Below are 13,337 nucleotides of genomic sequence, written 5' to 3' on the forward strand. Positions count from 1 at the left end.
TATTTTGTTAAAAGTCAATACTAGCGCAAAAAATCTGCAATTTTTGCGTTGATTTCCGCAATGTCGGCGATATTTTGTAGCGTATCTAGTGCGCTCTCATCGCCGAATCGCTCCACAACCTTAAAAATCTGCGTTGCAATATCGCCAAAAATGATTTTATTTTCCAAAAATTGCGCCACCAAAATATCATTTGCTGCATTTAGAATAATGCCTAATTTTGGGCATTTTAGAAGCGAATCTTTGAGCGTCCAAAGCGGATAGCGATTTGTATCAATTTTTTCAAATCGTAAGTTTAGATTTAGCAAATCCAATTCTTTGATAAATGCCTTGCACTTTGCCTTTGCGCCCAAAAGCGCGGTTGCGATGGGCAATCGCATATCATTGCTACTTAAATGCGTGATTATTGCGTTATCAGCGCTCTGAATCAGCGCGTGAATCGTTGAAGTGCGCTCAATAACGGCGTCAATGTGATTTGTGTTTGAATTTACGCCCTGATTCGTGGCAAGATTTGCATTTAGATTCGCGCCAAAAAGCCAATATGCCTCCAAAATCTCAAAAAGTTTATTTATCATTGTCGCGCTATCGATTGTGATTTTGCGCCCCATAGCCCAAGTGGGGTGATTTAGTGCGGATTTTGCGCTTTGGTGCGGGATTTCACTCAAAGGCAAATCGCGAAACGCCCCGCCACTTGCGGTAATGATGAGTTTTTTAATGGTTGATTCGCCACTAATCCCGTCATTGCGAGAATTGCGTAGCAATTCGTGGCAATCCAAATTAGATTTGTGGATTGCTTCGTTGCACTCGCTAACGCTTCGTGCGCCTCGCAATGACGAAAAAAAAGCAGATTCTGCGAAATTCGTGCGATTCGCAGAATCTAGTGCAGATTCTGCGTTTTTTGTCGCAGAATCTAGCAATTCTTTTAGCGCGAAATGCTCACTATCCACAGGCAAAATTCGCGCTAAATTTTCGCCCCCCATTAAAAATCCCGCCACAACCAAACTCTCTTTATTTGCCAAAGCAAGGGTTTTACCACATTTGATAGATTCAATGCTAGGATTCACGCCACTAAATCCCACAAGCGCGTTTAGCACGAGTTTTGATTCGGAGGTATTTATCGCCTCTAAAATCCCGCTTTCACCACAAAGCACACGATTTATGCCACGAATCAAATGCTTTTTTTTGCTATCTTTTATAACGACAATTTTTGGGCAAAACTCCGCAATTTGCGCATTTAAAAGCTCAATATTATCCCCTGCACAAAGGACTTCAACGCTTAAATGCTCCGCCCTTGCGATTTGCAAGGCTTGTGTGCCGATACTGCCAGTAGAGCCCAAAAGTATCAAATTTTATTTCACCCATTCAAGCAAAAATATCATCATTACCGCGCCAAACAAAATCCCATCAACTCTATCTAAAACGCCGCCGTGTCCGGGCAAAATATTGCCACTATCCTTGACATTTGCGATTCGCTTTAACATACTCTCAAATAAATCGCCAAAAATCGAAATAGATGCCACACACACGGATATGAAAAACGCGCTTATAAAGCCGATTTTATCAGCATTTATGTCGAGCGTTATGATAGAGCCTATGAGTGTGCCTACCAAACTTGCGACAATTAGCCCGATTAACGCGCCTTCAATGGTTTTTTTGGGCGAGACGGGGGAGAGTGGCGATTTGCCAAATGCTTTGCCACCAAAATACGCACACGAATCGCTCAAAGCAACGATTGCGATAAGCCATACGATTGCCATCGCGCCAAAATTATCATAAATCCCAAAAAGGCATAGAAATGGAATTGTAGGATAGATTAGCACCGCGTAGTCCTTGCTTTTTGTGCGATTGTGAAATGCGTTATACGCGGCAAAAATCGCCAATGCCAAAATCCCAATATACAAAGGCGAACCCTTATAAAAATACGCCACAATCCACACAATCCCCGCAGTCGCGTATAAATGAATCCGCTCTTCAATATCAAAAAGTTTGCAAGATTCAGCAAGGGCAAGCAGATAGCAACCCCCAAGCACCGCCCAAAGCAAAAATTTGATATTTAGCACGATGATTAAAGCTATGATTGCCACCAAAATCGCGCCTGTGTAGTATCTAGCGAAGTTTTCGCCACTTATTTTTTCTAATTTGTCTTTGAAAAAATTTGACATTTTGTCCCCTTTAAGCTAAAAAACATAAAATTTCAAATTCTAAAAACGAAATCGTAGCAAAAAATCATTAAAATTTTTAAGGGAGTGCTTTTGGATTCATTTGATATTATTGTGGTAGGTGGCGGACACGCGGGAGTTGAAGCGAGTTTGGCTTGTGCGAAAATGGGGCTAAAAACGCACCTTTTGACTTTGCTAGTGGATTCAATTGCGCTAGCAAGTTGCAATCCAGCCATCGGCGGACTTGCAAAGGGACATTTGGTAAAAGAGATTGACGCGCTAGGCGGGGCGATGGGCGAAATCACAGACATTAGTGGGATTCAGTTTCGCACACTAAATGCGTCAAAAGGACCCGCAGTGCAAGGCACAAGGGCGCAAATCGATATGGATTTATATCGCATAACAGCGCGAAATATGCTTTTGGCGCAAGAAAATCTCACTATTTCGCAAGAAATGGCAGTTGAGATTTTGCTAGAAAATGGCGTGGTGTGTGGGATTCGCACGGCTATCGGCAAAAAATACCTTGCAAAAAAAGTCATTTTAACCACAGGGACATTTTTGGATGGCAAAGTCCATATCGGCGAATCCATCTCACAAAATGGGCGATTTGGCGAATCTAGTGCGGTGGCTTTGTCGCAAAGTTTGCGAGGTTTGGGGCTAAATGTCGGGCGACTAAAAACGGGCACTTGTCCGCGCGTGAGCGGGAAAAGCATTGATTTTAGCAATTTGGAGCGACATAATGGAGACAGCAATCCCCCGCATTTTAGCCATAAAACGCGCGATTTTAACCCCACGCAATATCCTTGCTATATCACTTACACAAATGAATCTACGCACGAGTTTATCCGCGCAAACTTCGCTCGTGCGCCACTTTTTAGCGGACAGATTAAAAGCGTGGGTCCTAGATATTGCCCAAGCATTGAGGATAAGGTAAATCGATTCGCCGAAAAGCCACGCCACCAGCTATTTTTAGAGCCACAAACAAAGGCGCAAAACGAATATTATGTCAATGGGCTTTCTACTTCACTGCCTTTTGATGTGCAAGAGGCGATGATTCGCACAATCGCAGGGCTAGAAAATGTCGAAATTACGCGCTTTGGCTATGCGATAGAGTATGATTTTGTCCAACCCACCGAGCTTTTTCACACGCTTGAATGCAAAAAAATCAAAAATCTCTATTTGGCAGGGCAAATCAACGGCACGACAGGCTATGAGGAAGCCGCAGCACAGGGGCTTATGGCTGGAATTAACGCAGCTTTAAGCGTGAAAGGCGCACCTGAATTTATCTTAAAGCGCAGTGAGGCTTATATCGGCGTGATGATTGATGATTTGGTAACCAAAGGCACAAATGAGCCATATCGCGTTTTTACCTCCCGTGCGGAGTATCGTTTGCTTTTGCGCGAGGATAATGCGATTTTTCGCTTATCAAATCGCGGAAAAGAGCTAGGATTGCTTGAAAATATCGATGAGATTTTGGCGGATTCAAATGCGATAAAGGGCGCGATTGAATTTTTGGAGCGCAAAATTTATACGCCAAATGCGGAGTTTTTGGCATTTTTGGAATCTTTGGGAGAGGATAAAATCAATGACGCCACGCAAGGGATTCAAATCGTAGGGCGCAAAAGTTTTGATGAATCAAAGTTGCAAAAATTTGACGATAGATTCGCAAATCTATCGCTCCGTGCGTTAAAGGAAGTGCTAATTGAGTGCAAATATTATCACTACATAAAAAAGCAAAATGATGAAATCGCAAATTTGGATTTGACGCTTGGCGTGGAGATTCCGCGTGATTTTGTGTTTGATAAAATACCGGGTTTGAGTGCGGAAGTCATCGAAAAACTAAATAAATTTCGCCCCAAAAATTTGCGCGAGGCACTAGCGATAAGTGGCGTAACGATGGCGAGCGTTGATGTGTTGCATTTATATATCCACTTGCGAAATAAACGCTGACAATTTGTTTTAGTGCAATTTGTGTCTTGGGTAATCATTTGCTTTGTTTTGGCACAAAATTTCGCTCAATGAACGACTAGTTCTATTTCGCTCATTTCGCGCCAAAACAACGCAAAGCACTACCGCCATTACTTCGATTGTTTTTCACGCGATTTGGCAATTTGGCACGAATCTAAAAATAAAAAAAATCGTCATTGCAAGATTCTACAAAGCAAAATATCGCAGTGACGAAAATATCCCAGATTCTGCGATTTTGCAGAATCTAAGAAAATATTTAAGTGTTTTTATGTAAAATTACCGCTTTTATAAAAATATTTTTAAGGTTTATGTGTGAGAGTTTTGCATTTATGTAGTTCGGATTCTGGTGGGGCGGGGAGGGCGTGTGCGCGCCTTCATAAAGCACTGCTAGAAGCGGGGATAGATTCTATAATGTTAGTGCAAAATAAAACGGGCGATTCTCCGCACACATATCGATTAGCGCGAAGCAAAGTGCAAAAGGCATTTGAAAAAATCCGTCCATTTTTATCGCAAATCCCACTTTCTTTTTACCCCAAACGGCACAAGGATATTTTTTCTCCGCAATTACCATTTTTTATCCCAAAAAATAGGGCGTTGCTAAAATATATAGCGGAGTTAAAACCAGATATTGTGCATTTGCATTGGGTTGAAAGTGGGTTTATAAATATCAAAGATTTAATTAAAATTGACGCTCCAATAATTTGGAGCTTACACGATGCTAACCCCTACACAGGCGGCTGCCACATAGTGGCAGCCGCCTGTGTAGGGGTTAGCATCGGTTGTAAGAAATGTCCCCTGCTTGGCGGAAAAATGCCTTATGATATTAGTTACTTTTCATTTAAGCGAAAGCAAAAAGTGTATAATAAAATAAATATCACTATAAATGGTCTATCGCGGTGGATTGCTAAATGCGCCAAAGATTCTGCGCTTTTTAGCAATAAAAGCATTATAAATTTGCCAAATCCGATTGATACAAGCATATTTGCCCCCATTCCAAAAAATATCGCTAGACGCCTTTTAAATATTCCAAATTCGCAAAAAATAATCGCATTTGGCGCAATAGCACCGATGAGTTTGGAGCGCAAGGGATATGATGACTTAAAAAATGCCCTGTGTTTGTTGAAAGATAAATCGCGTATCAAGTTGCTGATTTTTGGTGCAAGTGATGGAGGGGAAATTGAGGGTATTGAAAGCAATTATTTGGGGCATTTGAGCGATGATATCGCATTAAAAATCGTGTATAGCGTGGCGGATGTGGTGCTTATGCCAAGTCATATTGAGAGTTTTGGGCAAGTGGCGGTGGAAAGTTTGGCGTGTGGAACGCCTGTGGTGGCGTATAATACGAGTGGATTAAAAGATATTATTTCACACAAGCATAATGGATATTTGGCGAATTTGATGGATGTAGATGACTTGGCAAGGGGATTGGATTGGATTTTAAATTTAGATTCTGCGAATTATGAAGTTTTACGCCAAAATTCAAGAGATAGTGCCACAAACTTTGATTTTGCAAAAATCGCCCCGCAGTATGTTTCTCAATACCAAAAAATATTAAATGGGGGGGGGCAGCACAGAGAATTCTTATTAGAGTTATTGTCCCTTGCGCTAGATTCTGCAAAGAAAAATATTTATTACATTGGATTTGGGGCGATTGATGATATCCCGCGCAAGGGTTATGCAGAGTTTTTAAAGGCATTAGCGTTATTAAAAATTCCTTATAAATTAGTCATTTTTGGCGCAAATAATAATACTTTTGGCGCAGAATCTATTGCCTTTGGGCGTTTAAGTGATGATTATAGCATTCGCCTTGCGTATAATGCGTGTGATATTTTTGTCGTCCCAAGTTTGGCGGAAAATCTAAGTAATGCCATTATGGAGGCACTTTCTTGTGCTGTGCCTGTGGTCGCCTTTGATATTGGTGGCAATGGCGATATGATATCACACAAGCAAAATGGATATTTGGCAAAAGATATTGGCGATTTGGCGTGTGGGATTGAATGGTGCTTAGATTCTGCGAATTATGAAGTTTTGCGCCAAAATGCAAGAGATAGTGTAATAGCACATTTTAATTCCGCAAAAATCGCTAAACACTACATTTCTCAATATGCAAAAATTGCAAATAGGGGGGGGCAGAAAGGTATAAATTAGTAGTAAGGTATAAATTAGTAATTTTCCTCCATCTTTCTTTTAATCAAATATCAACCAAATCACATTCAAAGGCAGTGGCGTGAAAGTGCTGCATTTAGTCGCTGGTGAGTTATCTGGCGGAGCAGCAAAAGGTGCGCTAAATTTGCATAATGCACTTTTGGATTTAGGTGTAAAAAGTCACATTTTAACCACTGCAAAAGATATTCAAAACCACCCAAATATTAGCAATCTCAATAAATATCAGGCATTTTTTTACGCAAAGATTGATGGCGGTATTTCTCGCATTTGCGGGAGTAAAAATATTTTTAGTAATAATTTTTTTGGATTTAATATTTTAAGGCACAATGTATTTCAAAAAGCAGATATTATCCATCTCCATTGGATAAATAACGGATTTATCTCACTATCCACCATCGCCAAAATCAAAAAACCGATTGTGTGGAGTGTGCGCGATATGTGGGCGTTTAGTGGCGGATGTCATTATGCTATCGCTAATAATGCGCTATGTTTCAAATATCAAACTTCGTGCAAAAACTGCCCTGCGTTGTCGCCAAAGATAAAGATTCTGCGAAATTTGGCGCATTTTAATCAGCGCACCAAAATTAGGCACTATCCGCAGAATTTGCATTTTGTAGGCATTAGCAGTTTTATTAGCGAGTGTTTGCAAAAAAGTGCCATCACAAAAAATGCACTCATAAGCACAATTGCGAATTGTATCGATGAAAGCGAGTTTATGCCTATTGATAAAAATATCGCAAGGCAGATTCTGCGACTTAACACACATAAAAAAATCATTTTATGTGGGGCAAATGCGCTAGGTGATTTTTATAAAGGATTTTCGCATTTTTTAGAAGCGCTGAAATTTTTGCCAAAAGACAAATATTTTTTGTGCTTTTTTGGCAAATTAGATAGGCAGAAAATCCCGCAAGGATTTGAATTTAAGAGTTTTGGTTATCATAATAGCAGTCTTGCTTTGCGTTTGATTTATAGTAGCGCAGATGTATTTGTCGCTCCAAGTCTGCTAGATGCCGCGCCAAAGACTATTATAGAGAGTTTGTCTTGCGGAACTAGCGCGGTTGCGTTTGATAATAGTGGCGCAAGGGATATTATTTCACACAAAATAAATGGATATTTAGCGACATTTGATAGCACAAAAGATTTGGCGCGTGGCATTGAGTTTGTGGCAAATAATGCTTTGAATGCAAGGAAAGGCATATTAAAATTTAGTGCGAAAAATATCGCAAAGCAATATTTAGCATTATATGAAAAAATGCTAAATGGGGGGGGGCAGAATGAGTTAATATTTATCGCAGAATCTAATCCAAAATTCGCAGATTCTGCGATATTTGTCATTGCGAGACTTGACAAAGTCAAGTCACAGCAATCCAAAAATAATTATTTAGATTCTGCAAAAATCGCAGAATCTAGCACAGATTCTGCATTTTTTGCAAAATCTCATTTTAGGACTTTTTATGCTGCGTAAAAATCTAAAAGTCCTATATTCCCACGATATTTTTTCAATGCAGTTTGTCGGAGGTATTTCGCGCTATATTTTTGAATTATTCATCCGCAATAAAAATGCCAAAATCCCGCTTCTTTATAGCGAAAATCTCTATTTAAACAAAAATAAAAAAACAAAAGATTTTAGAGGCAAGGTGCGTTTAATTAGCGCGCTAAACGAACTGCACGAGCGATTTATCGCAAAAAATATTTTTGAAATTTATCACATTAGTTATTATAAAAAAACGCGAAATCGCCCCAAAGGCGCGGTTTTTATCGTTAGTGTTTATGATATGATACACGAGATTTATGCAAATTCTTATTTCAAAAATGATAGCAAAACTTCCGCCTTAAAACGCGCTAATTGCGAGAGTTGCGATGGGATTATCGCTATTTCTCACACGACAAAAAGGGATTTAATCAAATTTTTTGGCATTGATGAAAAGAAAATAAGAGTAATTTATTTAGGGCATAGTCTGCAAAAATCGCAGAATCTTCCGCAAAATCTCCCGCAAAATTACATTTTATTTGTCGGCACTCGTGGCGGATATAAAAATTTTGCCAATTTTGCAAAGGCGATGGCAGAAATTATCGCCTTTAATCCGCAGATTACGGCACTTTGCGTTGGGGCTGAGTTTTCTAGTGATGAAATCAACTTTTTGCAATCGCTAAAAATAAAAGAGCATTTTGTTGCCATCCAAGCAAAAGAAGATGAATTATATGGTATTTATAAAAATGCGCTGTGCTTTGTGTTTCCGTCATTTTATGAGGGATTTGGCATTCCTATTTTGGAGAGTTTTTTTGCGGAGTGCTTGGCGGTTTTGAGTGATATTGAGGTTTTTAGAGAGATTGCGGGGGATTGCGCGATTTATTTCAATCCAAATGAGGCGCATTCCATCGCAAATGCGATTTTGGATGGCATTCAAAATAAAAATTTAAAAGCACAAAAAATCGCACACGCAAAAGAGCGATTAGAAATGTTTGGCTGGGAGGCGACCTACAAACAAACGATTAAATTTTACAGAGACATAATAAATACTAAAAACGCAGAATCTGTCCTCAATTCGCCTTTAGAGAAGCATTCCGCAGATTTGCTAAATTTCGGGCGTTCGCAGACCGCTAGTCTAGTCTCACGCCCCAAATTTAGCAAAAACTACGAAAGCCATCCCGAAAATCCTTCCGTTGTTTTAAGAGTAGATTCTGCGGTAGATTCGTTATTGCGAGATTTGCCAAAGGCAAATCGTGGCAATCCAAAAAATAATTATTTAGATTCTGCGAAAATCGCAGAATCTAATAAACAAAATGGCGAAAATATCGCAGATTCTGCGAATCGCACAAGATTCGCAGAATCTAGCGCAAAAATTCCAAAATTCGCAGAATCTACAAAGCAATCTCAACCTTCCACGTCCAAAATCGCCCTAATAATCGGTGCTAGCGGACAAGATGGATATTTTTTGATGAAACTCTTATCGCAAAAAAATTACATCATCCATATTTTCGTGCGAAAAGTGCCAAAATACGATGATTTGTGCTTTATCCATTATGATGATTTGTATTTTGATGGGGCAGATTCTGCGATTATTTATCATTATGGCGATGTGAGTGATTTTAGTTGCATTATTGATATTTTAGGCAAGGTGCGACCAAATGAGATTTATAATCTAGCAGGCATTTCAAATGTTAAAATTTCCTTTTCGCTCCCGCAAAGGACGGCAGATTCCATTGCGCTAGGCACACTTCGCATTTTAGATGCCATAAAGTTACTAAATCTAAATGCCAAATTTTATAATGCGTGCAGTAGCGAGATTTTTGGTTCAAGTGATGGTGTGCTAAATGAAAACTCGCCATTTAATCCAAAATCTCCCTATGCCATCGCAAAATTATATGCTTTTTATATGGTGCGACATTATAGGGAGGCATATAATATTTTTGCGACAAATGGCATTTTATTTAACCACGAAAGCGAACTGCGAAGCGATGAGTTTGTAAGCAAAAAGATTATTAAAGCGGCACTAAAAATCGCCTTTGGTTTGCAAGAGAAATTATATCTTGGGAATTTGAATGCAAAGCGGGATTTTGGTTACGCAAAGGATTATGTAGAATGTATGCACTTAATGCTTCAACACAGCGCGCCAGAGGATTTTATCATCGCCACAGGAAAGCAAACAAGCATTAGAGAATTTTGCAAAATTGCCTTTAAAAAAGTCGGCATAGATTTGCACTTTATCGGCAGTGGCGTGGATGAAAAAGGCGTAGATTCTGCGAATAATAAAGTGCTAATTGAGGTTAATCCAAATTATTTTCGTCCGCTTGATGTAAAAAGTTCGCTTGGCGATGCAAAAAAAGCACAAAAGATTTTAGGGTGGAATCCAAAAAAGACAAGCATTGAAGCGATGATAGAAATTATGATTAGATATGAAGCAAAGATATTGCGCCAAAAAATGCAAATTGGGGGGGGGGGGGCAGAATGAGTTAAAATTCGCAGAATCTCCGCTAGATTCTGCAACAATTTGCGTAAATTTCGCAGATTCTGCCAGAATCTTATATAAATCCACGAAATATCGCATTTTTTACACGCCATCAAATCATTTCGCAAGGTGCGCATAAATGGCGTATTTAAGAAATCTAACAAAATCCCTGCGAGATAAAATAGCGCGTTTAATTATCCCGCCCTTCCCACCAAAGGCAAAAAAGCGACTTTTGATTATTCGTATCGATGCAATCGGAGATTTTGTGCTGTTTTCGCCATTTTTAGCGCAAATACGGGAGTTTTTTGGCGATTATCACATTACGCTACTTGCAAATAACTGCGTGAAAAATTTGGCACTTGGATTGCATAGCAAAAATATCGATGAGTTTATTTTCATCTCGCCAAGGCAGTTTAATCGCAGTCTTTTTTATCGCATTTCATTTTTGCACTCGCTTAAAAAACGCCATTTTACAATTTGTCTAAATCCCATTTATTCGCGCGATTTGCTTTGCAAAGAGATTATTTCTTACATAAATGCGCAAATTTGCCTAACGCCAAGCGGAGATGATAATAATCTCCCACTGCATTTAAAAAACGCAAATGACAAATACTACACGGCACTTTTGCCCTGCAAAGATGGCGTTTTGTTTGAGTATTATCGCAATGCGGAGTTTTGCAAAAATGCCTTTGATTTTTTAAAGCATTTCGCAGAATCTAGTGCAAAAAATCCAAATTTTGCAGATTCTGCGCCACATTTCGCAGAATCTATCCCAAAAGCGAAATTAGATTCTGCGCTTTTGCCAAAATTGGAGAGTTTTGTGGATGAAAATACGTTTGAAAAGTTGCGCCAAAATTATTGCATTTTATTTATCGGTGCGTCTGCAAAATATCGCAAATGGAGCGTTGAAAACTTCGCAAAAGTCGCAAGGCATTTGATTGCAAAATACAATCAAAATATTGTCATTTGTGGCGGGGTGGAGGATAAAAATAGCGCGAAAATTTTGGTGGATTTGATAGATTCTGCGAATGTGCTTGATTTTAGCGGGCAAACCTCGCTAATGCAACTTGCCTCACTTGTGTATAATGGCAATCTTATAGTTAGCAATGAAACAAGTGCAGCGCATTTCGCAGTCTTTTTAGACACAGCGATTATCGCTGTGTCTAATGGCAATCATTTGGGGAGATTTATCCCCTATCCAAAAAATATCGCTACTAAATATTATCCTGCATTCCATCCTTTTATAAAGGCAAATATGCGAAAATACCGCGAGTTAAGCAATGCCTTTGCATATAAAAGTGATTTGGATATAAATGAAATTAGCGCAGAATCTGTGATAAAAATTATCGATGAAATCTATCAAAACGGAGGAAAAAATGAAAAATGACTATTTTAGCGCAAGAGGCGTAGGGTGCGGTGATTATAATGACGCGAAATTGGCGCATTATTTCAAAGAAGTGATAGAAGGTCTGCCAGCAAATGCGAGGATTTTGGACTTTGGGTGCGGATTTGGGCAAATTCTAAATGCGATAAAACATAATAATTTCGCGTGGAATTCGCAAAATGCTAACGGGGGGGGGGATTTAAGTAAAAACTATCAATTACTTGGCATTGATATAAATGAAAATGCGATTGAAGCGTGCAAAAATTTAGGCATTGATGCGATAAAAGTGGATGATATTTTGAAGTTTTCCCCAAAGCAAAAGTTTGATTTGATAATAACTACGCATTGTTTGGAGCATTTGGAAAAAGGGCAAATCATCCCAATTTTAGCGCATTTTAGGGAAATGCTAAATGAAAATGGAAGCATTTTTATCGCCGTGCCAAACGCACAAAGTGCCACAGGTGCTTATTGGGCGTATGAAGATTTTACACATAATACACTTTTTACTGCGGGAAGTTTGATTTTCGTGCTGAAAATGGCGGGATTTAGCAAGGTGGATTTGATTGACAAAGATGCACTCGCTGGAAGCAAGGGGATAAAAAGGATTGTTAGAAAAATCTTTTTGCGGATTTATAGAAGCAAAATTGCTTTTTGGAATAAAATCACAAATTCCGCCTTTCACGCGCCAAGTCCGCAAATTTTTAGTTATGAAATAAAGGCAGTGGCAAAAAAATAATATTAGATTCTGCGAAATCGCAGAATCTAGCGCAAAAATCTGTATAATTTCGCTTTTATTTTATTATGAAAGATTTTGCGATGGAGAAAATTTCAGTAATTACGGTCGTCTTTAATGACGCAAATAATATTATAGAGACGATGAATTCAGTCCTAAATCAAACTTATGGCAATATCGAATACATCATCATCGATGGCAAAAGCACCGATGGCACGACAGAAAAGATTGCGGAATACATCAAAACCATCGCAAATATCACAAAAAATAATGGCGAGTATTTAGAAGCGACAAAAAAAGATAATGCAAATTTTAGTTTGAAGTTTCTCTCGCAAAGCGATAGTGGCATTTATGATGCGATGAATAAGGGCATTGATTTAGCAAGTGGTGCGTGGTGTAACTTTATGAATTCTGGCGATAGATTTTATAATAATAGCGCGATTGAACGCATATTTGCGGCATATCGCGCTGGGGGGGGGCAGAGTAGTATTATTTATGGCGATACAGAAATTATCTATGATAATCTTAATCGCAAAATCCTAAAAAGCACCACGCAAAAGCACAAATACCGCCATCATTTCATCCACCAAGCAGCATTTATAAAATCAAATATTATGAAATCCTACAAATACGACACAACCTTCAAAATCGCAGGCGATACGGACTTTTTTACCCGCTGTTATAATAATGGCGAGAGTTTTAGGCATTTTGATGAGATTGTAATATCATTTAATGTCGAAGGGGTGAGTTCGCGTCTATCGTGGTTGATGTTTAAAGAGGATTGCATAATTGGATTTAAATATAATAAATTTTTCCCCTTGCGACATTTTGCGTATTATGTATTTTGGGTCGTGCCTCGTGTATTTACGCGAAATATTATCCCAAGCAAATATCGCAACAAAGCACGGGTATTTTTTGGTAAAAAAAGACATTAAATATGCTAAAATCGCGAGTTAGATTCTGCGAAATTATGCGAGATT

11 protein-coding genes are annotated in these 13,337 nt (G+C 38.9%); 9 read left to right on the forward strand and 2 right to left on the reverse strand.

The window, feature by feature from the left end; all coding sequences use genetic code 11:
• Positions 1-20: 20 nt before the first annotated feature.
• Together ACWIUE_RS01050 and ACWIUE_RS01055 are read right to left on the reverse strand one after the other, a co-directional pair.
• Positions 21-1,343, reverse strand: a complete 1,323-nt coding sequence (locus ACWIUE_RS01050; protein ID WP_454134066.1) for a 1-deoxy-D-xylulose-5-phosphate reductoisomerase — start codon at positions 1,341-1,343, stop codon at positions 21-23.
• 3 nt (positions 1,344-1,346) lie between these two features.
• The gene (locus ACWIUE_RS01055; protein WP_454134068.1) at positions 1,347-2,159 is read right to left on the reverse strand and encodes a phosphatidate cytidylyltransferase; all 813 of its coding nucleotides are present in this window, start codon (positions 2,157-2,159) and stop codon (positions 1,347-1,349) included.
• Positions 2,160-2,249: 90 nt separating this feature from the next.
• Here ACWIUE_RS01055 and mnmG point away from each other — a divergent pair, with 90 nt between their 5' ends.
• From mnmG to ACWIUE_RS01100, 9 genes are all read left to right on the forward strand, one after another.
• Entirely contained in the window at positions 2,250-4,106 is a 1,857-nt protein-coding gene (gene mnmG, locus ACWIUE_RS01060; protein ID WP_454134070.1) for a tRNA uridine-5-carboxymethylaminomethyl(34) synthesis enzyme MnmG, read from the forward strand.
• 43 nt (positions 4,107-4,149) lie between these two features.
• Entirely contained in the window at positions 4,150-4,398 is a 249-nt protein-coding gene (locus ACWIUE_RS01065; RefSeq protein WP_454134072.1) for a hypothetical protein, read from the forward strand.
• Positions 4,399-4,436: 38 nt separating this feature from the next.
• Positions 4,437-6,272 (forward strand): glycosyltransferase, encoded by a 1,836-nt coding sequence (locus tag ACWIUE_RS01070; RefSeq protein ID WP_454134074.1) that lies wholly within the window; start codon positions 4,437-4,439, stop codon positions 6,270-6,272.
• Positions 6,273-6,351: 79 nt separating this feature from the next.
• Positions 6,352-7,755: a glycosyltransferase gene (locus ACWIUE_RS01075; protein ID WP_454134075.1), complete on the forward strand. Its 1,404-nt coding sequence runs from the start codon at positions 6,352-6,354 to the stop codon at positions 7,753-7,755.
• The gene (locus ACWIUE_RS01080; RefSeq protein WP_454134077.1) at positions 7,745-10,243 is read left to right on the forward strand and encodes a GDP-mannose 4,6-dehydratase; all 2,499 of its coding nucleotides are present in this window, start codon (positions 7,745-7,747) and stop codon (positions 10,241-10,243) included. Before ACWIUE_RS01075 ends, ACWIUE_RS01080 begins: the two co-directional genes overlap by 11 nt.
• Positions 10,188-10,379: a hypothetical protein gene (locus tag ACWIUE_RS01085; RefSeq protein WP_454134079.1), complete on the forward strand. Its 192-nt coding sequence runs from the start codon at positions 10,188-10,190 to the stop codon at positions 10,377-10,379. The genes ACWIUE_RS01080 and ACWIUE_RS01085 overlap by 56 nt, the downstream gene beginning before the upstream one ends.
• On the forward strand, positions 10,380-11,627 hold the full coding sequence (locus tag ACWIUE_RS01090; RefSeq protein ID WP_454134081.1) for a glycosyltransferase family 9 protein: 1,248 nt from the start codon (positions 10,380-10,382) through the stop codon (positions 11,625-11,627). It abuts the gene before it with no gap.
• Positions 11,617-12,360: a class I SAM-dependent methyltransferase gene (locus ACWIUE_RS01095; RefSeq protein WP_454134083.1), complete on the forward strand. Its 744-nt coding sequence runs from the start codon at positions 11,617-11,619 to the stop codon at positions 12,358-12,360. The genes ACWIUE_RS01090 and ACWIUE_RS01095 overlap by 11 nt, the downstream gene beginning before the upstream one ends.
• Positions 12,361-12,440: 80 nt before the next feature.
• Positions 12,441-13,292, forward strand: coding sequence for a glycosyltransferase family 2 protein (locus ACWIUE_RS01100; RefSeq protein ID WP_454134085.1), 852 nt, complete (start codon positions 12,441-12,443; stop codon positions 13,290-13,292).
• Positions 13,293-13,337: the final 45 nt, after the last annotated feature.

The organism is Helicobacter sp. 23-1045 (genome assembly GCF_053654655.1).